Source organism: Corynebacterium sp. MSK047 (assembly GCF_030232285.1).
GTDB classification, from domain to species: Bacteria; Actinomycetota; Actinomycetes; order Mycobacteriales; family Mycobacteriaceae; genus Corynebacterium; species Corynebacterium jeikeium_D.
Genome location: NZ_JASPJI010000023.1, coordinates 1 through 22,399, shown reverse-complemented (window position 1 = coordinate 22,399; position 22,399 = coordinate 1). Strand labels below are relative to the sequence as shown.

Annotated in this window: 19 protein-coding genes; 4 read left to right on the top strand and 15 right to left on the bottom strand. The window is 57.2% G+C overall.

The annotated features are described in order from the left end of the window. Positions 1 to 57 precede the first annotated feature (57 nt). Both QP981_RS09490 and clpS read right to left on the bottom strand, forming a co-directional pair. Complete coding sequence (locus tag QP981_RS09490) at positions 58 to 609, bottom strand: DUF2017 domain-containing protein (protein WP_070546264.1); 552 nt, start codon at positions 607 to 609, stop codon at positions 58 to 60. 30 nt (positions 610 to 639) lie between these two features. Continuing rightward, positions 640 to 933, bottom strand: a complete 294-nt coding sequence (gene clpS, locus QP981_RS09485; protein WP_005511165.1) for an ATP-dependent Clp protease adapter ClpS — start codon at positions 931 to 933, stop codon at positions 640 to 642. Between the two features lie 81 nt (positions 934 to 1,014). On the opposite strand from clpS, the gene QP981_RS09480 reads away from it, so the two are divergent. From QP981_RS09480 to QP981_RS09470, 3 genes are all read left to right on the top strand, one after another. After that, positions 1,015 to 2,325 (top strand): nicotinate phosphoribosyltransferase, encoded by a 1,311-nt coding sequence (locus QP981_RS09480; protein ID WP_016422259.1) that lies wholly within the window; start codon positions 1,015 to 1,017, stop codon positions 2,323 to 2,325. Between the two features lie 137 nt (positions 2,326 to 2,462). Beyond that, entirely contained in the window at positions 2,463 to 4,442 is a 1,980-nt protein-coding gene (locus tag QP981_RS09475; protein WP_172620254.1) for an ATP-dependent DNA helicase, read from the top strand. A 182-nt stretch (positions 4,443 to 4,624) separates the two neighbouring features. Then, positions 4,625 to 6,208, top strand: coding sequence for an AMP-binding protein (locus QP981_RS09470; protein WP_284857909.1), 1,584 nt, complete (start codon positions 4,625 to 4,627; stop codon positions 6,206 to 6,208). Here the strand turns inward: QP981_RS09470 and QP981_RS09465 are convergent. From QP981_RS09465 to QP981_RS09415, 11 genes are all read right to left on the bottom strand, one after another. After that, positions 6,199 to 7,002, bottom strand: a complete 804-nt coding sequence (locus QP981_RS09465) for an aminoacyl-tRNA hydrolase (RefSeq protein ID WP_284857910.1) — start codon at positions 7,000 to 7,002, stop codon at positions 6,199 to 6,201. The two genes, QP981_RS09470 and QP981_RS09465, sit on opposite strands and share 10 nt — an antisense overlap. Continuing rightward, positions 7,002 to 8,294: a phosphoserine phosphatase SerB gene (gene serB, locus QP981_RS09460; protein WP_049193346.1), complete on the bottom strand. Its 1,293-nt coding sequence runs from the start codon at positions 8,292 to 8,294 to the stop codon at positions 7,002 to 7,004. Before serB ends, QP981_RS09465 begins: the two co-directional genes overlap by 1 nt. Positions 8,295 to 8,570: 276 nt before the next feature. Beyond that, positions 8,571 to 10,271, bottom strand: a complete 1,701-nt coding sequence (gene ctaD / locus QP981_RS09455; RefSeq protein WP_005511131.1) for an aa3-type cytochrome oxidase subunit I — start codon at positions 10,269 to 10,271, stop codon at positions 8,571 to 8,573. A gap of 330 nt (positions 10,272 to 10,601) precedes the next feature. After that, positions 10,602 to 11,618: a class 1b ribonucleoside-diphosphate reductase subunit beta gene (nrdF, locus tag QP981_RS09450; protein ID WP_016422253.1), complete on the bottom strand. Its 1,017-nt coding sequence runs from the start codon at positions 11,616 to 11,618 to the stop codon at positions 10,602 to 10,604. A 337-nt stretch (positions 11,619 to 11,955) separates the two neighbouring features. Next, positions 11,956 to 13,401: an MFS transporter gene (locus tag QP981_RS09445; RefSeq protein ID WP_284870007.1), complete on the bottom strand. Its 1,446-nt coding sequence runs from the start codon at positions 13,399 to 13,401 to the stop codon at positions 11,956 to 11,958. 50 nt (positions 13,402 to 13,451) lie between these two features. Continuing rightward, entirely contained in the window at positions 13,452 to 14,177 is a 726-nt protein-coding gene (deoD, locus tag QP981_RS09440) for a purine-nucleoside phosphorylase (protein WP_038627983.1), read from the bottom strand. A gap of 234 nt (positions 14,178 to 14,411) precedes the next feature. Further along, positions 14,412 to 16,556 carry a class 1b ribonucleoside-diphosphate reductase subunit alpha gene (gene nrdE / locus QP981_RS09435; protein WP_284857916.1) on the bottom strand — a complete coding sequence of 715 codons (2,145 nt, stop codon included), beginning with the start codon at positions 16,554 to 16,556 and terminating at the stop codon, positions 14,412 to 14,414. Positions 16,557 to 16,729: 173 nt separating this feature from the next. Continuing rightward, the gene (gene nrdI, locus QP981_RS09430) at positions 16,730 to 17,152 is read right to left on the bottom strand and encodes a class Ib ribonucleoside-diphosphate reductase assembly flavoprotein NrdI (protein WP_070643297.1); all 423 of its coding nucleotides are present in this window, start codon (positions 17,150 to 17,152) and stop codon (positions 16,730 to 16,732) included. Between the two features lie 85 nt (positions 17,153 to 17,237). Then, a complete protein-coding gene (gene nrdH, locus QP981_RS09425; RefSeq protein WP_005511161.1) occupies positions 17,238 to 17,462 on the bottom strand; it encodes a glutaredoxin-like protein NrdH in 225 nt (74 codons plus the stop codon). Between the two features lie 753 nt (positions 17,463 to 18,215). Beyond that, a complete protein-coding gene (ykgO, locus tag QP981_RS09420) occupies positions 18,216 to 18,338 on the bottom strand; it encodes a type B 50S ribosomal protein L36 (RefSeq protein ID WP_005511141.1) in 123 nt (40 codons plus the stop codon). A gap of 251 nt (positions 18,339 to 18,589) precedes the next feature. Further along, positions 18,590 to 20,071 carry a sugar porter family MFS transporter gene (locus QP981_RS09415; RefSeq protein WP_284857912.1) on the bottom strand — a complete coding sequence of 494 codons (1,482 nt, stop codon included), beginning with the start codon at positions 20,069 to 20,071 and terminating at the stop codon, positions 18,590 to 18,592. 38 nt (positions 20,072 to 20,109) lie between these two features. Between QP981_RS09415 and nadE the strand changes: the two genes are divergently transcribed. Beyond that, positions 20,110 to 20,961: an NAD(+) synthase gene (nadE, locus tag QP981_RS09410; protein ID WP_016422247.1), complete on the top strand. Its 852-nt coding sequence runs from the start codon at positions 20,110 to 20,112 to the stop codon at positions 20,959 to 20,961. A gap of 79 nt (positions 20,962 to 21,040) precedes the next feature. Here the strand turns inward: nadE and QP981_RS09405 are convergent, their stop codons facing one another. Both QP981_RS09405 and QP981_RS09400 read right to left on the bottom strand, forming a co-directional pair. Continuing rightward, a complete protein-coding gene (locus QP981_RS09405) occupies positions 21,041 to 21,637 on the bottom strand; it encodes a TetR/AcrR family transcriptional regulator (protein WP_284857913.1) in 597 nt (198 codons plus the stop codon). A 180-nt stretch (positions 21,638 to 21,817) separates the two neighbouring features. Then, positions 21,818 to 22,252 (bottom strand): pyridoxamine 5'-phosphate oxidase family protein, encoded by a 435-nt coding sequence (locus QP981_RS09400; protein ID WP_284857914.1) that lies wholly within the window; start codon positions 22,250 to 22,252, stop codon positions 21,818 to 21,820. Between the last annotated feature and the right edge of the window lie 147 nt (positions 22,253 to 22,399).

The following is a 22,399-nucleotide window of genomic DNA, read 5'->3' as shown; positions in this document are numbered from 1 at the left end:
TCATGGCAGCTAACCTCAGTTGATTACTGCATCTTTTCGGGGTTTTGCTCGGATTCGCTACTCACCCATGAGCTGGTCCAACAGTGACTCTTGGTTGTAGGACAGCCACTGGTACATCGCGTCGGTCTGCTCAATCTGTTCGATGGAGCCATTGAGGTTCTCCATGGAAACATGCAGGTAAATACGTAAGTCATTGATACCCGCTACCCAGGCATGGGCATCACTTTCCGAAATGGATACCTGCCCCGACTCGGCGGGCTCCAGGGCATCGATAATCGCACGCAGGGAATGGAGCTTGCTCTCTACAATCTCCGATTCATGCAGCTGGCGCATGAAAGCGTTTTCCCCCTCCACGCTCTCCTCACCCGGCTTGGTGAAGTCCGGCAACAGTCGCGCAAGCTTCGGATCGGATGGGGCTTCGGAGTGTCCGACAGGCATTCCCGTCATTTCCGCGAGCTCATCCTTCGGCGCCGACCGGGCTCGCTCCATCAGCGAGTCCGCCACAGTAGCAGCCAGATTCAGCAGCAAATCCCGCTCCGTGCCTTCAAAAGCCGTGACGTACTTGACGCCACCGCCGAGAAGGGATCGCTTGCGCTTCCAAGGACGCATGTAAATTCTCTCCCGCTGTCGAATATCGGCTTAGTCAGCCTGCTCCATTGTTGCCCACAAGCCTGCCTTGTGGAGCTTCTTCACATCGGCCTCCACCTTGTCACGCTCACCGGAAGACACGATTGCCTTGCCCTCCGTGTGAACCGTCATCATCAGCGCGTGCGCCTTCTTTCGGTCCATGCCGAAGAGCATCTGAAACACGTAGGTGACATAACTCATCGAATTAACCTGGTCATCCCACACAATGCACTGCCAGGGTCGGTTCGATTCCGTCACGACATCGGCATCCATAGTGGGCATCGGTGTTGCTGCTGGCATGCTCATAGGCACCAGGATAGTACGGAGTGGCGCGCGCTCGCCGGAACCGACTGCCCCGGCCCGCTTCAGCCGACTAGACTATTGACCGTGATTGATAAGCATTCCTCCACCGCCCTTCTCACCGATAAGTACGAGCTGACGATGCTGCAGGCATCGCTTGCCGACGGATCCGGCGAGCGCCAGGTCGCCTTCGAGGTGTTTGGCCGTCGCCTGCCGAATGAGCGTCGCTATGGCGTTGTCGCTGGTACAGCGCGTGTGTTGGATGCTATCCGCAACTTCCGCTTCACCGAGGAACAGCTGGCTTCGCTGGACTTCCTCGATGACAGGACGCTGGATTACCTGCGTAACTATTCCTTCAGCGGCCAAGTCGACGGCTACCGCGAGGGAGAGCTCTACTTCCCCGCCTCGCCCATTTTGACGGTGCGAGGCACCTTCGCCGAGTGCGTCATTTTGGAGACTGTTATTCTCTCCATTCTCAATGCGGACTCCGCCATCGCCTCGGCAGCAACCCGAATGGTCACGGCTGCCGGTGGGCGCCCGATTATTGAAATGGGTTCGCGTCGCACTCATGAAGAAGCAGCTGTGACTGCTGCCCGCGCCGCCTACTTGGCGGGCTTCAGCGCCACCTCCAACTTGGAGGCAGCGGCACGGTACAACATCCCAGCCTCCGGTACCGCTGCGCACGCGTGGACTCTGTTGCACACCAACCCAGATGGCACGACGAACGAGGCTGCGGCCTTCAAGGCTCAGATTGACACACTGGGAACCGACACCACTTTGTTGGTGGATACCTACGACATCACCGAGGGCGTGAATACTGCCATTGAGGTCGCGGGCCCGGAACTCGGCGGTGTACGTATTGACTCCGGTGACCTCGGAGTTCTCGCTCGCCAGGTGCGTCAGCAGCTCGACTCGCTGGGGGCGCACAACACCAACATCGTAGTGTCCTCTGACCTCGACGAGTTCGCGATTGCGGCGCTGAGGGCAGAGCCGGTCGATGTCTACGGTGTGGGCACCTCTGTAGTCACAGGCTCCGGCGCGCCGACTGCGGGCCTGGTCTACAAGATGGTGGAAGTTGATGGGGTGCCCGTCGCCAAGCGCTCGTTGGACAAGCGAAGCCACGGTGGCGTGAAGGCGGCGATTCGTACCTGCCGTCGTTCCGGTACCGCCGTGGAGGAAATCGCTTTCCCGCTCGGCTCGGAAATCCCGGATGTGGGCAACCTGCACTACCGCGATCTGACCATTCCGATGATGCGCGATGGCGAGGTCGTCGATGGTCTACCGACCTTGGAGGAGTCCCGCGATCACTTGGTTAAAGCGCTGGTCAGCCTCCCGTGGGAGGGACTTGCACTTTCCCGTGACGAGCCGGTACTGTCCGTCCGTTTTCACGGCGTTTAGGCGGCGGGGGAACTGTGTCGGACACTCCCGAGCACGCAGATTTTGCTGAGCTATCGGACGACTTTGAGGACTTTGACGATGTTGACGATGTTGACGAGCTAGCTTCACCGAGAGCCAGCGTCCATAACGCGGATAGCATCGAAGCTCTTCTCGATGCGGCAGTGAAGGGACTCGGCGGAACGACTCGACCGAATCAGGTCAAAATGTCCCGGTCGGTGGCCTCCGCCTTTGCGCGCGAGCGGCACCTAGCGGTACAGGCAGGTACCGGTACGGGTAAGTCGCTGGCCTACCTGGTGCCTGCCATTGTGCAAGCAATGGAGTCCGACGAGTCTGTAATCGTTTCCACGGCGACCATTGCGCTGCAACGCCAGCTGGTCGAACGCGACTTGCCGCGGCTAGTCAGTTCGCTAGAGCCACACTTGTCCCGTACGCCAACCTTCGCAATCCTCAAGGGCCGCTCGAACTACCTGTGCAAGTCCAAGGTCGGAAATGTCATCAAAGATCCCGTCATGGACGGTGATGAATCCGAGCCGACCGCTATGGGCGGCCCCACTGCTCTACTCAGCGAAGCGCAGCTCAGCCGAACCGCTGCCGAGGTCATGCGGCTACGCGAGTGGGCCAATGACACCGACACCGGCGACCGCGACAGCCTGGACAAGGGCGTTTCCAACGAAGCCTGGCGGCAGGTCTCCGTCACGGCTCGCGAATGCGTCGGTGCCATTTCCTGCCCTTTCGGCGAGGAGTGTTTCGCCGAACAAGCCCGCCGCGAGGCCTCCAACGTCGACATCGTTGTCACCAATCACGCACTGTTGGCCATCGATGCGCTCTCCGACGCCATGATTTTGCCGCAGCACGACTGCGTTGTCATTGACGAGGCTCACGAGCTCGACGGTCGAATCACCTCTGTTGCCACCGACGAGCTCTCCCCTGCCGGTATCACCATGATGGCCCGGCGCGCCCGTAAATTCGGCGCCGCAGAGCAGGTGGATGATGTCACCGATGCCACGGATTTACTCGGCGAGACCGTCGCATTGCTTGCCGACGCCTACAGCGGCGCACTCGAAGAAATTCCCGGTGAGCTTGGAGCGGCGCTAGCTTCGCTCCGCGATAGCCTGTGGCAACTACAGACCACGCTAGGTACCTCTAGTTCAGGCAGCTCTGGCGGGTCGGGCTCCGGTGGTTCGGGTTCTGACTCTGACAACACTGAGCGCCAGACCGTCCGCGCTGCCGTGGAGAATATGCACGACACAGTCGTGCGAATTCTAGAGTTCAGTAGCGACGATGTCGTATGGCTTGGCGAGAACAAGACAGTTTATGTCGCTCCCCTGTCCATCGCAGCACTGCTTCGCGAACGCCTCTTCGGCGAATCCACCGTCGTTTTGACCTCAGCAACACTTGCTCTTGGCGGCAAGTTCGATGCCATGGCCGCCGCCTGGGGGCTTCCCTCCGGCGGGTGGGATGGCTTGGACGTCGGCACGCCCTTTGACCCGCAGAAATCTGGCATCCTCTACGTCGCACGCGACCTGCCACGACCTGGACGCGACGGCGCCACACCAGAGCAGTTCGCGATCATGGAGCGCCTCATCCGCGCCGCTGGTGGGCGAACGCTCGGGCTGTTTTCTTCTCGCCGAGGCGCCGAGGCAGCGGCGGAGGAAATGCGCAAGCGCCTGCCTTACGACGTGCTGTGCCAAGGCGATGACTCTATCGGTGCTCTGGTTGATCGCTTCGCAGCTAATCCGCAGACATGCTTGTTTGGCACGCTGACGCTGTGGCAAGGCGTCGATGTTCCTGGCCCATCGCTATCGTGTGTCATCATCGATCGCATCCCGTTCCCCCGCCCCGACGACCCGCTTTTGTCCGCGCGCTCCGATGCGGCTAATGCCGCTGGCCGAAACGGTTTTATGGAGGTCTCAGCGACACATGCAGCGCTGCTGATGGCGCAGGGTTCTGGTCGTCTGCTACGCCAAGTCGATGACCGCGGGGTTGTTGCGGTACTGGATTCACGGTTGGCTACTGCACGCTATGGTTCCTGGATCGCCGCGTCGATGCCTGACTTCTGGCGGACGACCAACCTGGATATTGCGGCTGGAGCGTTGCAGCGGCTGACCCAAAGCTGATTCAGAGGGGGCTGTCTGGGCTCACGAGGTGACGCTGGATTAGGCATAGTTTCTGGAAAAAATCCCACGCTTTTCTATCCAATACATTATTGTGATGTGAAACACAGCACTGCTACAGTGCCCGAGCTAATGAAGCAGGACACTTGGCAGCCGTGCACGAGATTAGAAAGGCGATTTCCTGCATGCCCCTTTCCAGCAACCTCCCCGACATCGACATCCCGGAGACCTCACTCTTTGAGTTCCTCTTCGGAGAAATTGAGCCACGTCACCAGGACAAGCTTGCAATCGTTGACTCAGGCTCCGAGGTCACCTTCGGTGATCTGAAGGCCAGCATTGAGAAGTTTGCGGGTGCGCTGGCAGCACGTGGGATTAAGAAGGGCGACGTTGTGGCTCTCCACTGCCCCAACTCGACAACCTTCGCGGTCGCTCTTCACGGTGTCCTACGCGCGGGGGCTGTCTGCACGACGGTCGCATCGCTGGCAACTGCGGAGGACATTGAAAACCAACTCCGGATGTCTGACGCGAAGATGATGCTGACGACCTCCTCAATCGGTTGGGCTGGCGCCCACGGCGCTGAGGCTGCTGGTCTGCCGGAAGAGATGATTATCGGCCTGACGGGTCTCCACGGCATGGGCGAGCTGCTTGCCGAGGGGCACGCAGCCCCGGACGTCGACGTATCACCCGATGACGTTGCCGTGATTCCGTTTTCCTCGGGAACCACCGGTGTACCGAAGGGCGTCCAGCTCACTCACCGCAACTTGGTGGCCAACGTCGCTCAGGCGGGTGGAGCTACAGTCAACGCGCTGACCGAGGACACCCCGGCTGTCACTATCCTGCCGTTTTTCCACATCTACGGCCTGACTGCGCTGCTGAATCTGTGCCTGTGGCGCCGCACGACGCAGTACACCATGGGCAAGTTCGACCTCGTCGATTTCCTGTCCATCATCGCCGAGCACAAGGTGAAGTTCGCGTTCATCGCACCGCCTGTAGCTGTGGGCCTGGCCAAGCACCCAGCTGTCGATTCCTTTGACCTGTCCAGCCTGGAGACAATCTTCTCGGGTGCCGCTTCTCTCCAACTTGACCTCGCGGAACAGGTGGAAAAGCGCCTTGACTGCGTGGTCGCACAGGGCTTCGGCATGACCGAGTCCTCGCCAGCAGCCCACATCCGCATCGGCCACGATAGTCCGCTGGACTCGATCGGTCGCGCAGTCCCCAACACTCAGTACAAGATTGTCAACCTCGACTCCGACAGCTTTGAGGAAATCCCGGTTCCCGCCGAGGGGCGCTCGGAGGCAGGTGAGCTATGGATTCATGGTCCACAGGTGATGAAGGGCTACCTCAACAACCCGAAGGCGACGGCAGAGACGCTTGTCGACGGTTGGCTGCGTACCGGCGACGTTGCGGAACTCGACGAACACGGGAATGTGTACATCGTCGACCGCTTCAAGGAACTGATTAAGTACAAGGGCTACCAAGTTCCACCGGCCGAGCTCGAGTCCGTGCTGCTCAGCCACCCGGATATTGCCGATGCCGCCTGCAGTGGTGTCGTTCGCTCCGACGGCGAGGAGATTCCTAAGGCTTACGTCGTCCTCAAGGCGGGCAAGCAGGTGACTGAAGACGAGATTATGGACTACGTCGCCGACCGCGTCGCACCGTACAAGAAGGTGCGAGCAGTCGAGTTCATGGATGAAATCCCGAAGTCGGCGACGGGCAAGATTCTGCGCAAGGATCTCAAGGCCATGGAGGCAGCACGCTCTCAGTCGTGAGTTACTGCCCCAGGGGTCACCGCCACGGTGACTGAACCGGGAGCAATCTCGGTAAACCCGGCATCCTGAACCTCAACCGCGCGGAGCTCTGGCGCTGGCCACTGCTCCCGCGGTACTTCTTTCACATCCAGCGCGTAGCCACTTTGCGCCCACGCCCAGGCATCCTCAACCGACAGGCTGGCCGCATAGAGCATTGAGCCGTGTCCAACTTGCGCGGCCACCTTTCCTACGGACATATTCAGGTTTTTGTCCACCCAAATCACTGGCAGAGCAAAGGTGTCAGCGCTCTCATGGTCGTCCGGGACACCGGGAGATGTGTTCTCCGGGTCGTCATAAGGCAAATCGGTGCCGGAAATCTGCAGTTTGGCAACCTCTGGATAGGTTTCGTCGACAGGTGTCGGCACTAGTGCGCGAGCTTGCGCGCCGTCGACCTCCACGGTGACACCCGGTGCAAGCTGAGCGCGTTGCCAGCCGATATTGCGAGCGCGACGTGTGAGCTTGCGGATGCGCGCACCGTACCAAGACGCCAGACCTTGTTGATAGGCAGAAGTGTCATCGCCTGCGCGTTCGTCCAGGCAACAAGCAACAACAGCCATCGCGGCAGCGCGGAGCAGCGCAGTGCGCGAGGGGCGTTCCTTCTTCGGAACCTCAAGCACAATAGCCATTGCCCACGGCACATCCTCACCGTGGTCTTCCCTATCGGGTTGCGGCAGGAGGTTATGGGCGATACGGAACCACTCCGGTACCGATGATGCGTCCGTGACAGCTGGATTCTTGTGATCCTCGCGTTGCACTACTGCTCCAACGGCACGCGGCGGAAGGTGCCATCTTCGCGGTCGGCATCGTCGATTTCATCGCGGGAAATGCCCAGCATGAACAGAATCGAGTCCATGAATGGAACGTTGACGGACGTGTCAGCGATTTCCTTCAGCGCCGGCTTGGCATTGAAAGCAATACCAAGGCCTGCGACCGACAACATATCGATGTCATTGGCCCCATCGCCGACCGCAACGGTCTGATGCATCTGAAGCCCCGACTCTGCGGCGAACGTCTTGAGGCTGCGGGCCTTCTCCTGCCTATCGACGACATCGCCGACCACGCGTCCAGTCAGCTTTCCGTCTTCGACCTCGAGGGTATTCGCCTTGTAAAAGTCCAGACCGAGATCCTTTGCCAGCGGCTCCAAGATCTGGATAAAGCCACCGGAGACAGCACCACACTTGTAACCGAGGCGCTTCAGCGTGCGGATCGTGGTGCGGGCGCCTGGAGTCAGCTCGATGGAGTTAGTGACTTCCTCTAGGACGCTGACCGGCAGGCCAGCCAGAGCCTTAACTCGCTCATGCAGTGACTCGGCGAAGTCCAGCTCACCGCGCATAGCGCGCTCTGTAACCGCTGCAACCTCCGCCTCGCGACCAGCATGGGCGGCCAGCATCTCAATGACCTCACCGGTAATCAAGGTCGAGTCCACATCGAAACAAATCAAGCGCTTTGAGCGGCGCTGCAAACCAGCGCGTTCAATTGCGATATCAATGTCCTGGTCCTGTGCAAGCTCGGCCAGTGCCTTACGCAGCGGAATGCCCGCACCCGGCTTCGGGTCCGGAATAGAGACCAGCAATTCCAGGCCAGTGACTGGGTAGTCAGCAATACCGCGAATGGAATCGATGTTTGCACCGTAATCAGCAAGAGTGCGGCCGATACGGGAAATATCCTCAGCATTGACCGGATTGCCCAACACGACAAGTGCGTGGGTGGAGCCATCGCTGCGCTCAATCGGGGCATCCAGCTGGAAACTGACAGTCATGCCGTGAGGCTTCAGTGTTTCAATGAGTCCCTCACGGAGAACACCGACCTTTTCTTCTGTGACACCAACAAGCGCACCGAGGCTCAGATTAGAGCGGAACACCGACTGTTCCACATCCAAAATTTGAACTCCGTGGGCCGCGAGCACGCGGAAGAAAGCTGCGGAGACACCCGGGCGGTCTCGGCCAACAGCGGTAATAAGCACCGGAGCTAGTCCCGGTGCCAACGAAACCGATAGAGCATCGGTATCTACAGACTGACTGGGAGAGATAATTACCTGTTCATTCACCAATCCAGTATCGCATGAAGCCCCGGCAGAGTGCTCATCGCATAGTGGGATTCCGCACTTCAGTGGGTGGCCAGTGACAGGCGCTAGCCATCACCCTGCTCTCTTGCCCTTCTGGCGCTCCCTGCCCCCCTGCTCTCCCTGCGCTCTCTTACTGCCTCTTCCCTAGGAAAGACTCTCAAAGACAAGACTAAGGCCCCATCACGGAGAACCGTGATGGGGCCTTAGCTTCGCGTAGTTATTAACTCAGAGTTGCATCAGCCATGTAGCCACTAGCTCTTAGAGCTGACGACCAACGTGGGCCTCTGCGCGCTGACGCTCAACCATGTGCGGGTAGTGCAGCTCGAACGCCGGGCGCTCCGAGCGGATGCGCGGCATCGAGGTGAAGTTGTGGCGCGGCGGCGGGCAAGAAGTAGCCCACTCGAGGGAGTTACCGTAACCCCACGGGTCATCAACAGTGACGACCTCACCGTAGCGCCAGGACTTGAAGACGTTCCAGACAAACGGGATAACAGACAGACCCAGGATGAACGCACCAACGGTGGAGATCATGTTCAGGGTGGTGAAACCGTCAGTCTCGAGGTAGTCGGCGTAACGACGCGGCATACCCTCGTTACCCAGCCAGTGCTGGACCAGGAAGGTCAGGTTGAAGCCGATGAAGGTCAGCCAGAAGTGAACCTTTGCCAGCTTCTCGTCGAGCATACGACCAGTCATCTTCGGGAACCAGAAGTAAACGCCCGAGTAGGAAGCGAAGACCAGGGTACCGAACAGGGTGTAGTGGAAGTGCGCCACGACGAAGTAAGTATCAGAGACGTGGAAGTCCAGCGGTGGGGAAGCCAGCATAATACCGGTCAAACCACCGAACAGGAAGGTCACGATGAAGCCGAGAGCGAAAGTCATCGGAGCCTCGAAGGTCATGTGGCCACGCCACATGGTGCCCATCCAGTTGATGAACTTAACACCGGTCGGGACCGAAATCAGGAAGGTCATGAACGAGAAGAACGGAAGCAGAACGCCACCGGTCACGAACATGTGGTGTGCCCACACAGCCATGGACAGACCTGCAATAGACAGGGTTGCGAAGACCATACCTGCGTAGCCGAACAGCGGCTTACGGGAAAAGACCGGAACGACCTCGGTGATGATGCCCACGAACGGCAACAGCAGGACGTAGACCTCTGGGTGACCGAAGAACCAGAACAGGTGCTGCCACAGCATTGCGCCACCGTTTGCCGGGTCGTAAATGTGACCGCCCAGCTTACGGTCGTACAAAACACCAAGAGCAGCTGCAGTCAGAATCGGGAAGATCAGCAGAGCCAGGATCGAGGTAACCAGGATGTTCCAGGTGAAGATTGGCATACGGAACATGGTCATGCCTGGTGCACGGAGGCACAGGACAGTGGTGGTCATGTTAATGGCGGAAGCGATGGTACCGACACCACCAACACCGACACCGACAATCCACAGGTCAGAACCGACACCCGGAGAGTGAATCGGGTCAGACAGCGGGGAGTACATGGTCCAACCGAAGTCAGCAGCACCACCCGGGGTCAGGAAGCCCGACAGCATCAGAATGCCACCAATGGTGGTCAGCCAGAAGCCGAAAGCGTTCAGACGCGGGAAAGCCACGTCCGGAGCACCAATCTGAAGTGGCAGAATGTAGTTAGCAAAACCCCAAACAATCGGGGTACCGAACAGAAGCAGCATCACCGTGCCGTGCATGGTGAACATCTGGTTGAACTGCTCGTTAGAAAGGAACTGAAGTCCTGGGGCGAAGAGCTCAGCACGGATAAGCAGAGCCATCAGACCGCCGACAAAGAAGAACGAGAAGGACATAATGATGTACATGATGCCCAGCTTCTTGTGGTCGGTCGTGGTCAGCATTTCCCACGCCCAGCTGCCCTTACGCTCATGTCCGAACGGCTGCGGCCGTTCCGGCGCTACAACGCCATGATCTGGACGAGGCGCTACTGCAGTCATTCTTCCTCCTTACTACGCGAAGATTTCCTGTAACTCACTACAGGGATTTTAAGTTTTGTCCTTGTGAGAATAGTGCAGGCGAGTACGCGACGGCGAACCCACCTACCGCTATGTGCCAGATTCTAGTCTGAACCTTGGAAAAAGTTAAGGCTAAGGGATTTTCCGGCTCACTTCCCCACTCAGCTAAGCACACTATTAGTTTCCTGAGAATTGTCTTAACCTGGGCTAACGCCTATTTAGCAGGAACCGTCGAGGCTAGGACTACTACCCCCGTGTGTGTGCTGTCACCAGAGTGAGGCTCGATGCGGAATGTTCCCTACACCTGTGCTTTTAGAAGTCCCAGTCCTCATCCTCGGTTACTTCAGCCTTACCCATGACGTAGGAAGAGCCGGAACCCGAGAAGAAGTCGTGGTTTTCGTCAGCATTCGGCGACAGGGCCGACAGGATCGACGGCGAAACGCGAGTCTCGTCGGCCGGGAACATACCCTCATAGCCCAAGTTGTTCAGAGCCTTGTTGCCGTTGTAACGCAAGAAACGCTTGACATCCTCGGTCCAACCGAGTTCGTCGTACATCTCTTCGGTGTACTGAATCTCGTTGTCGTAGAGATCAAACATGAGGTCGAAGGTGTAATCCTTCAGCTCGTCACGTTCGGCCTGGGTCAGACGCTCCAGGTTGCGCTGGTACTTGTAACCGATGTAGTAACCGTGAACTGCCTCATCACGAATGATTAGGCGAATAATGTCCGCGGTGTTGGTCAGCTTGGCGTGGCTGGACCAGTACATCGGCAGGTAGAAGCCCGAGTAGAACAGGAAGGACTCCAGCAAAGTGGAAGCAACCTTCTTCTTCTGCGGATTATCGCCCTCGTAGTAGTCGAGGATAATCTTGGCCTTCTTCTGCAGGTACTCATTCTCCTCGCCCCAACGGAACGCATCCTGAATCTCAGGAGTCGACGCCAGCGTCTGGAAAATCGACGAGTAGCTCTTTGCGTGCACCGATTCCATGAAGGCGATATTGGTGTACACAGCTTCCTCGTGCGGAGTCAGCGCATCTGGAATGAGTGATACTGCACCTACCGTGCCCTGGATGGTGTCCAGCATGGTCAGACCAGTGAACACGCGCATCGTGGTGCGCTGCTCCAGTGCGTTGAGCGTATTCCAGCTCTTGATGTCATTCGACAGCGGCACCTTTTCCGGCAACCAGAAGTTACCGGTCAGACGATCCCAAACCTCGAGATCCTTATCATCAGGAATCGTGTTCCAGTCAATAGCCGCAACTGGGCATGCACGCGACTCTGGATTCTTCTCACGGTGGGCCGGAGTCGAGGGTGGGCAATCATCGAAACTCACGTGGAAACCTCTCCCTTTTTCATTGATATTGCCGTTTTTCGAACACACCTTATATATAAGGAACGTCCTTCACTCTTTACGAGTTCAAACAGCGACTGCAGCGGTGGCTATTCCAGCCTTGTCCCACTACAAAACGTCAGGCTCCCGATGAAAGGAGCCACTACCCTTAGCAGCTTACCCACACCCGCATTATTAAGCACGCGGCCTAGAAGAAATCGCCCCACTTGCCGAGTCTTGTTCCCGGTGCCCCTCCCCTAACCCCACGTCACACAAAGAACAAGGTGCTTGACGACGCAATGTCCGTCGTCAAGCACCAAGCGCAAGATGTTGCGCGAACCTAGGCGTGAACCTTCTCTCGGTTTTCCGCCGTGTCGTTGATGATGCGGTCGGAGATGACGTACACCAGCAAACCTACGACAGCCATGAGCGCGAGCAACCAAGCGATGGTAGCGGAGACCCCTTCTGCTTCAGACTGCGCGATGGAGAGGGTGCTGAAGAAGGCCGGTCGAGAATCAACAAGCATGGCCGTTAACGCGATGCCAACCGGTACGGCAATGTTGATCGTCAGATTGTAGAAACCGATTGCAACACCGGACTTGGCGGCAGGAATGTTCTGCAGTGCGGTCGCGACCAACGGCGCATACATGAGCGCGAACCCTGATGGGAACAGAATCATGGAGACGATAACCGTGGCAACACCGGCCCCCGGCAGCACTGCGGGGATGAGCAACGCCACGATGATGATGCTGATAGCCGCGACAATGGCCTGCTTCGAGGGCAGGAACTTGGCAACCTTGCCAGACATTACACCGACGATGACAGCGCAGAGGTAGCCCGGCGCGAGGATATAGGCAGCACCGTCGAGGTTGATGCCATAGAGCTCGTCGACCATATACGGCAACAGAATGGCCGAATACCCCAACTGGACCATGTAAACCACGAGCACAACAATCAGCGCGCAAACGTAGCGAGCATTGGTAAAGAACGACGGGCTGACCACGGCGTTGTCGTGCGCCCGGATATGCCAGACAAAGAGCGCGACACCCAGCGCAGCGGCCACCAGCCACCACCATTGGAACTGCTGCATGAACAGCATCACCGCAGTGGCGATGGCCGCGATGAGGAACAGGCCAAAGATATCCAGGTGACTCTTCTGCTGCTGCTCTTCCGGAACTGTCTTGATCAGGAACGGAATGGCAACTATCAGAATGAGCGAAATCAGGAACATAGCTGGCCAGGAAATGTAGGTAGCCACGATTCCCGAGGTCAACGTTCCAATCAGCAGCGCAGCTTGGAAGGCCGCGGTGGAAAAGCCGAGGTAGGTTTTCTGATCTTCTGGGCTTAGGTACTTGGTGACATAGATGACGTAGAGTGTCTCAGCCGCCGCCAGGCCGGCAGTTTGAATAATGCGGGCAGTAAGCACGATTGGCCATACTCCCTGGAAGAAATAACCCAGTAGAGAGCCCACGGCGACAAAGCCGATACCGACAATCATCAATTTGCGGATACTGATGCTGTCCGCCAATGCGGCGTACACCACCGCTCCAATGCCAATCAAGATACCGGCGAGTGTCGCCTGCAGACTGGCCGTGGAGACACTGAGGTCCAGAGATTCCGCAATCGGCTTGGTCATGAACTTAAAGCCATTGTCCAAGACCAAACAGAATACAAAGGAAAACAGCAAGACCGGGACTGCGGCCTTAGGGTTTGGCGCGGCAGCCTTGGATGCTGCGCTTTCACGGGTATTCAGGTTCAAGCTGGTATTGCTGGCGGGATTGCTCATCGCACTGTACCTATTTCACACTTCAAGCCAATTGATTGCGGACCAGGACATTAGAGTCGAGCCAGCGGCAATGCCAGCTCCATCATCGTCGTGAAGGCCTTCTCACGCTCTTCCGGAGTGGTCTTTCCACCGGTGACGATGTTGTCCGACACAGTGAAGATTCCCATGGCCTCCACACCGGCCTCGGCGGCAGTGGCATAAAGGCCAGCTGATTCCATCTCCACCGCCAGCACACCCATGCGTGCCCAACGGTCGTTCACATCATCCTGGAAGTTGTAGAAAATATCGCTGGACAAGATGTTGCCGACGTGCGTAGTGATGCCCTGCTCACGGGCGCGATCGCGAACATCTTCGATCAGACGGAAAGATGCGGACGGGGCGAATGTCCCCGGCAAGTTGTACTGCGATAGAAAATTGGAGTCCGTCGACGCCGTCTGGCCGATAACCACGTCATACAGGTCCAGCTCCGGCTGCAACGCGCCGCAGGAACCGACGCGAATCAGCTTCTTGCAGCCGAAAACATGGATAAGTTCCCAGGAGTACAGCGAGATAGACGGAATGCCCATACCGGATCCCATGACGGAAACTTCCTGCCCCTGGTAGGTGCCGGTAAAGCCCAACATGTTGCGAACTTCGTTGAACTGAACGACATCATCCAAATAGGTCTCCGCAATGAACTTGGCACGCAGCGGGTCACCGGGCAACAAAATGGTTTCTGCAATCGGCGCACCCTTTGGGTTGATGTGTGGAGTGCTCTTACCAGTGGTATCGGACATGGCTTCCAGCCCCTTCCCCCACTAGCCGTGGGTGAAAATTATGCGAACATTGGTGTACCACTGCCCAGGTTAATTACCTGCATTACAACCGTCAATAGTGATATTTACATTTGTTCCCAATTGGGTGGAGTGACGAAAAAGCGCGAGAATCTCCCGACAAAATTCGGGGAAATTCTCGCGCCTTCAATGCGCTACAGCGGAAGCATTAGATGCCTAGCCCTCAAGCACGCTTGCTTAAAGCATGCAGGATACGCAACCCTCGACCTCAGTACCCTCCAGCGCAACCTGACGCAGGCGGATGTAGTACAGAGTCTTAATACCCTTGCGCCATGCGTAAATCTGCGCACGGTTGAGGTCACGAGTGCTCACCGTGTCCTTGAAGAACAAGGTCAGCGACAGTCCCTGGTCAACATACTTGGTAGCGACCGCGTAAGTGTCAATGATCTTCTCGTAGCCGATTTCGTAGGCATCCTGGAAGTACTCACGGTTGTCATTGTCCAAGTGCGGAGCCGGGTAGTAAACGCGACCAATCTTGCCCTCCTTGCGGATCTCAATCTGAGATGCAATCGGGTGAATCGACGAAGTCGAGTTGTTGATGTAGGAAATCGAACCGGTCGGCGGCACTGCCTGCAGGTTGCGGTTGAACAGGCCGTACTCCATGACGTCGGCCTTCAGTTGCGCCCAGTCCTCAGCGTCCGGAATGTGCGCGGTGGAGTTCGCGAAAATCTCCTTGACGTGCTGAGTCTTCGGCTGGAACTCTGCCGGATCGAAGTTATCGAAGTACTTGCCGCTGGCGTAGTCAGAGTTCTCAAAGTTGACGAACTTCTGACCGCGCTCGCGAGCAATCTTGTTGGATGCGCGCAGGACTGCGTAGAGCACTGCTGCAAAGTAGGCGTTGGTGAAGTCCAGCCCCTCTTCCGAGCCGTACATAATCTTCTCGCGGCCAAGGTAGCCGTGCAGGTTCATCTGCCCCAGGCCGATCGCATGGGATCCGTCGTTACCCTTGCGAATCGATGGCACCGAGTCAATAGAAGTCTGCTCACTGACCGCAGTCAGGCCACGGATGGCAGTCTCGACAGTGCGACCAAAGTCCGGCGAGTCCATGGTCATCGCAATATTCAGCGAACCGAGGTTACAGGAAATGTCCTCACCCACGTGCTCGTAGGACAGGTCCGCATTGTAGGTCGACGGGGTGTTGACCTGCAGAATCTCCGAGCAGAGGTTCGACATGTTAATGCGGCCCTCAATCGGGTTCGCGCGGTTAACCGTGTCCTCGAACATGATGTACGGGTAGCCGGACTCAAACTGAATCTCAGCGATGGTCTGGAAGAACTGACGCGCGTTGATCTTCTGCTTACGAATACGCGGGTCCTCGACCATATCCGCGTAATTCTCGGTGATGCTAATGTCCGCGAACGGCTTACCGTAGACACGCTCGACATCGTACGGGCTGAAGAGGTACATGTCGTCGTTACGCTTGGCCAGCTCGAACGTGATGTCCGGAATGACAACGCCGAGCGACAGCGACTTGATGCGAATCTTCTCGTCCGCGTTCTCACGCTTGGTATCCAGGAAGCGCATGATGTCCGGGTGGTGCGCGTGCAGGTAGACAGCGCCTGCACCCTGGCGAGCACCCAGCTGGTTAGCGTAGGAGAAAGAGTCCTCCAGCAGCTTCATAACCGGGATGACACCGGAAGACTGATTCTCGATGTGCTTAATCGGAGCGCCCTGTTCACGCAGATTGCTCAGCAGCAGCGCAACACCACCGCCGCGCTTGGACAGCTGCAGCGAGGAGTTGATGGCGCGGCCAATGGACTCCATGTTGTCCTCGATACGCAGCAGGAAGCAGCTCACCGGCTCGCCGCGCTGGGCCTTACCGGAGTTGAGGAATGTAGGAGTAGCGGGCTGGAAACGTCCGGCGATGATCTCATCAACCAGGTGCTGCGCGAGCCCCAAGTCGCCGTCGGCAAGCGTGAGTGCAACCATGCACACACGGTCTTCGTAGCGCTCCAAGTAACGCTTGCCGTCGAAAGTCTTCAGCGTGTACGAGGTGTAGTACTTGTAAGCACCCAGGAAAGTCTGAAAACGGAACTTGTGGGCGTAGGCCTGCTTGAACAGTGCCTTGACGTCCTCAAATTCGTACTTCTCCAGAACCTCAGCCTCGTAGTAATGGTTCTCTACCAGGTAATCGAGCTTCTCCCGCAAGTTATGGAAGAACACAGTGTTCTGATTGACATGCTGCAAGAAGAACTGTCGCGCAGCCATGCGGTCCTTATCGAACTGAATCTTGCCGTCTTCACCGTACAGATTCAGCAGCGCATTGAGCGCGTGGTAATCCAGCTTGTCCTCGCCCACCGGCTCCGCGACCTGCTTGCCCATTTCCGACACGTTGACTCCTTTAATATTCATTTGCCTGCGCAGGGTCTGTTCAATCACTGCCCAGAGCAATCCAATCTAGCTATTTTCCTCGCGCACCGCTTTACGACGGCTTCCGCGAGCGCACCCATTCGGTTGTCCCAGTGCCCCTTCCCTCGACACTGAGGCTAGCCAACTTAAGCGCTGGCTTTACCGTGGAAGAACTCCTCTAGCCCTTCTCGGACTCGCTGCACATCATGGTCGGTTCCCATCAGCTCGAAGCGATATAGATATGGAACCTTGCACTTGTAGGAGATGACATCCCCTGCTTTACAGAAGTCCTCACCGAAGTTGAGATTGCCGGCAGCAATCACACCTCGGATGAAAGAGCGGTTGTGCTCATTATTAAGAAATTTGATGACCTGCGGAGGAACTGGCCTTGAGTTACCGCCGCTGATGGAAGCGCCGCCACCATAAGTCGGGCAAATGAGGACGTAGGGCTCATCGACGATAAGCTCCGGCTCATTACGACGGATGGGAATGCGGGCATTTTTGATATCTAGCTTTTCAACAAACTTGTGTGTATTCCCCGTCGCCGAGGAGAAATACACCACCAGCATGAGAGCTTCACCCTTTACATCGCAAAACCCCCGCAATCTTCGTTTCCCGGGTGGTCAACGAAATCTGCGGGGAGGTGTGTGATTCTTAAGCTGCCTGGAGAGCCTTGATGCGGTCCGGGCGGAAACCCGACCAGGTCTCAGTGCCAGTGTCAACGACCGGCGCCTGGAGATGACCGAGAGCCATGACGTAATCCCGAGCCTCATCATCCATGGTGATGTCGACGATATCGTAGGCAATTCCAGCCTTATCGAGGGCGCGAGTGGTAGCGCGGCACTGGACACATGCAGGCTTGCTGTAAACGGTAACCATGACTCTCACAAACTTTCTGGCTTTGGGTAAGACCAATGAATCGGATCGACTTCGTACAAACAACGGAAGCGGCCGAGGAATCAGCGGATTGATTGAATGACTGAAAGCTCCCGGAGGTCCATGAGAAACCGAGTACGGGTGGCCGACAGATCCTTTTAGCTATCCTTGGCTCGACATCGAAAACACTACACTTGGTGCCTAGAAAACTCTAGTCATACTAGATGTAGTACTCACAACCATGGTATTCCCTGTTCGGAGATCTCTGGCGCACAAGATGTTGTACACAGACGCACCACAACCTTGTAATTTCACGCTAAAAATTCTAGAAAATCGTAGAAAAACAACTATCGGCGCATTTTGGTTAAACCAATTACTGCAAGACGGCTCGAGGCCAATCACACCAATACCAGGCGCCGCACCGCCCCTCCCCTTCCCTGTCCCTCCCCTGCCCAACTTCGGACTCAGCAGCGATCTCAAAAAATCACGGGCTGCACATGTGAACACGGGCTGCACATGTGAAACTGTGTAAGTTTATGACACTTTCAAGCCATTTTTCGAGCCATTTCTGTCATAAACGTAGTCAGTAACTTCCATCGCCCCACCGCCGCCAGCCATAAACGCAGTAACCGCCTGAACCTCCCCTCCCTAAAAACCAAAAACCGCAACCTTTAGCCACAGTAAAACTGCGACTTCAGATTGCGGTTTTGGCAATAAATGAGGAAGCTATTTGCTTCGCGCTAGCCTAAATAAGGCTTAGCCCTGGCGGGCCTTGAAGCGCGGCTCCTTCTTGTTGATCACGTAGACCTTGCCACGACGGCGCACGACCTGAGCGCCCGGCTTGTTCTTCAGCGACCGAAGGGACTTGCGGACCTTCATTCGGGCGCTCCTTTCTACTCGGCTCCGAAACGGGAATGTGCACACTGCACTCTCCCCGGACAATCACCCCAGTGACTGCCTGGCAACGCACCCTTCCTGATAATCCGAAGAAATATCAAAGAGTATGCGTTACGACACGAGTTGCCATACTACCTAATAAGCGGAATAACTCCAAAAATCCGGGGGAAACATGTCCTTTGACGGTCAACCCCAAGATTGCGACTCCCCACGTTGCAACTGCCTCCGCTTCTCTATTTGACAGCGGCAATCATGTACTCGCGGACCTCGGCAAGTGTCTTGCCCGAAGTCTCCGGCACCGCCTTGATGGTGAATACCAGCGCAATCGCGCCCGTGATGGCAAAGAAGAAGAACGACCACGCACCACCGACAGCATCCACCATCGGGAGAAATGCCTGCGCCACAAACCAGTTCGCACCCCAGAGCGCGAGCCCTGCCAACCCCATGCCCAGGCCGCGGGCTTCTGTCGGGACAATCTCGGAAATCAGGAGCCAGGTCGCCACCGACACAGCCGCCTGCTGAAACACGATAAATACAGTCATCAGAAGAAGCGACATCATGGCACCCGTCGAAGAGTTACTCGACAGACCATAGACGGGCGCCAGCACGAGCAGCGAGCTTGCACAGCCCACCAAACCGATAATCAGCATTCGCCGGCGACCAACGCGGTCAATAATGCTCATACCGATTGCACACGAGATCACCGAGGCGATACCGATGATGATGGAGGTATAGACAGAGCTTTCCGTCGACAAGCCAACCTTGTTCATCATCGTCGGCGCGAAATACATAATCGCGTTCGCACCCGTGACCTGCTGCGTCACGCCAATCAGCATCGCAATGATGACGGTGCGTCGCACCCACGGGGTTTTCACGGCCAGACGCTCTGCTGCACGCTGATCGGCGCTTGACGACGCCTCACCAACGGCAACCTCAGCCAACGTCGCCTCATCTCCCTGCATCTGACGCAGCACGGCCAGCGCCTTGCCCTCCTGTCCTCGACGGACGAGGTAAGCCGGTGTGTCCGGCAGAACCAGCATGCCGATGAGCAGCACGATGCCGGGGACGGCACCGAATCCAAGCATGAGTCGCCAGTTACCGGAGGAGGCTAGGGCCGAGTTGGTGAGGAACGCCACCAGCTGACCAATCACGATCATCAGCGAGTTCAGGCTGACCAGGCGTCCACGCACATGCGGTGGTGCCATTTCGGAGATGTACATCGGTACGACGATGGAAACACCACCGATACAGACGCCGAGCAAAGTACGCGCAGCACCCAGCGAAAACGCACTGGTAGCGAAAGCGCACCAGATACTGCCGATGATGAAGCCGACCGCTCCGAGCAGGATGGTGCCACGGCGCCCCAGGGAGTCCGCTACGCGACCGCCCAGGAACGCGCCGATAGCCGCACCGACCAAGAGCATGGCGGTGACAGTGGACTCCTGTCCTGGAGTCAGCTCAAAAGAGCGCTGGATATACAGCAGCGCGCCCGAGATGACACCGGTGTCGTAACCAAAGAGGAGGCCGCCCAGAGCGGCGATGATAGCCACGGCTATCGACCGAGTTGTGGTGGTTTCCCGGTTCGGTCCAGTCTTATTCTGTTCGGTTGTACTCACGCTGGAAATCTTGCCACCGTCCAGGCAAAGACCCCCTATTCGAACAGCACTTACTCGATAAAGATGAGAGTTTTGGCACTCTTCTGGCAGGAAAATCATCCCTTTTCCCGTCCGGAACTAGCGGTAGAGTGAGGCTCATGACACCAGTAGGCACACAGGATTTCCCGCATCCCCTCCAGTCGGAGATTATTAACGACCTCCACGTCCAGCCCACCATCAATGCCGCCGAGGAAATCAGCCGCCGAGTCGATTTTCTCTGCGATTATTTCCGCACCGCGCACGCCAAGGGATTCGTGCTCGGAATTTCTGGCGGCCAAGACTCCACGCTGGCCGGGCGTCTAGCGCAGTTGGCCGTCGAAAAGCTTCGCGACGGCGGTGAGGATGCCACTTTCATTGCCATTCGCCTCCCCCACGGCGTCCAGGCCGATGAGGACGACGCACAGGTGGCACTGCAATTCATTCAGCCTGACCAAAGGCTAACTATCGATATCGCACCGGCCACTGCCGCGATAACCACCCAGGTCACCGATGCCCTGGCCGGCAGCGCTATCAGCGACTTCAACAAGGGAAATATTAAGGCCCGCATGCGAATGATTGCCCAGTACGCAGTGGCGGGTGTTGACGGCGCTTTGGTCATCGGCACAGATCACGCCGCGGAGGCGGTCACCGGCTTCTACACCAAGCACGGCGACGGCGCCTGCGACCTCGTCCCGCTGCAGGGGCTGAGCAAGCGCCAGGGCGCGGCCTTACTCCGCCACCTCGGCGCACCAGCCAGTACGTGGGAGAAGGTGCCGACGGCCGACCTGGAAGAAGATCGACCTGCGCTTCCCGACGAAGTTGCGCTCGGGGTGACCTATACCGCCATCGACGACTACCTCGAAGGCAAGGCTGTCTCAGATGAGGATGCCGCGCGAATCGAGCACCTCTACTCCATTTCCCGGCACAAGCGAGCCGTCCCGCCCGGACCGGCCGATTCCTGGTGGCGCTAGGCTACTGCCCCGGGCCACCGATCTAGCGTCCCGGACAGAGCAGCAAACCCCTTAAGAGAAACCTCTTAAGATCAAACCCTTAAGAGAAGGCCTCCGCGCCAGCGTCCCAAATAGCTCCAACTGCAGCCAAGCTGTCTGCCGCACCGGCTTCAGCGCTGGATTCCAGCGCAGGTGAACCATCCTGGACAAGCTCGGCGGTTACCAAACCATGGGCGAACGCCCACATGGCCAACCCCTTAGGCTCATCGCCGGCAACCTTAATGAATGCATCACGAATCCAGGCATCCAACGACGAAGGCGAGACGACATTCACGAAATTAGTGCGACTCATCAGCCGGTAACCATGCGGATCGTCGAGAACTGCCTGGCGGTACGCCTGCAGCAGAGACGCCGAAGTGCATTCCTCATCAATGGCAGCGTGAATACGCTTGCCCAGATTCTCGAGGCTCTCGGTCAGCAGCAGCTGAAGGAGCTCTTCTTTGCCGCTGATGTGCTTGTACAGCGATGGCGCCTTCACATCGAGCCGCGCCGCTAGGCGGCGCATGCTGATAGCACTCCAGCCCGATTCGCGCAGCATCGCGCGCGCTTCATCTACGATCTTCTGCATACGTGGGGACTGCCTGCGCACATCGGGCTGCGCTGGCACCCCATCGGTCGATTCTATGGTGCACGTCACATTTGCGACTGTAACGCGTTGAATCTCACTTAGGGCGCTTTTGGGTAATTTAACCCAACAATTTTTTAAAAAAACAGCTAACGGCGGTGCTCAGTAACTAAAAGCTGCCTTTTAACGCTACAAGCTTTGCTTTACGACGGAGCCCCCACCGTCGTCAAGCAAAAGCGCCATATGCCGCCGCTACACTTCGTAGCGATTCGGCTCCTCCCCGAGGTGGAAATGGCGACCCGAAACATCGTTCGGGGTAATGCGCACGTAGTTGTACTTCAACGTCGGCAGCCAGGGCTTCAGCGGTAGCTCATCTGCAGCGTTAATATCCGCACGGGAGGTGAGAACCTCTGCGTCACCCTTAACGACGACCGACCAGGCCTTCTGAGCATCCTTGTCAACAAAGTCGGCCTCAAAAAGAACATCGTGGTTCAGAGAAACAGTAAAGAGCTTCGACCCCTCGGCAGTGCGGAAGTAAATGCTCCCCTCATGAACGACGTAGTTCAGCGGGAAAAGATCCATGTCATCTTTACGACGAACAACCAGGCGCCCAAAAGTCTGCGTAGCCAGCAGCTCAAGGGATTCTTCGGTGGAAAGTTTCTGAATAACGGAGTCGTTGTGTGCCATACCCCCAGTATTCCACCGTTCAGACAAAGTTGCTACAGCCATACGGATTACCAATCATTGAGGTAAACGGCGGGTTAAGGGTCAAAAAGTGTGTCCGGAATCGCGGATTTTCACGGATTGACCTGTAGGTTTCCGGAAAGTATATGC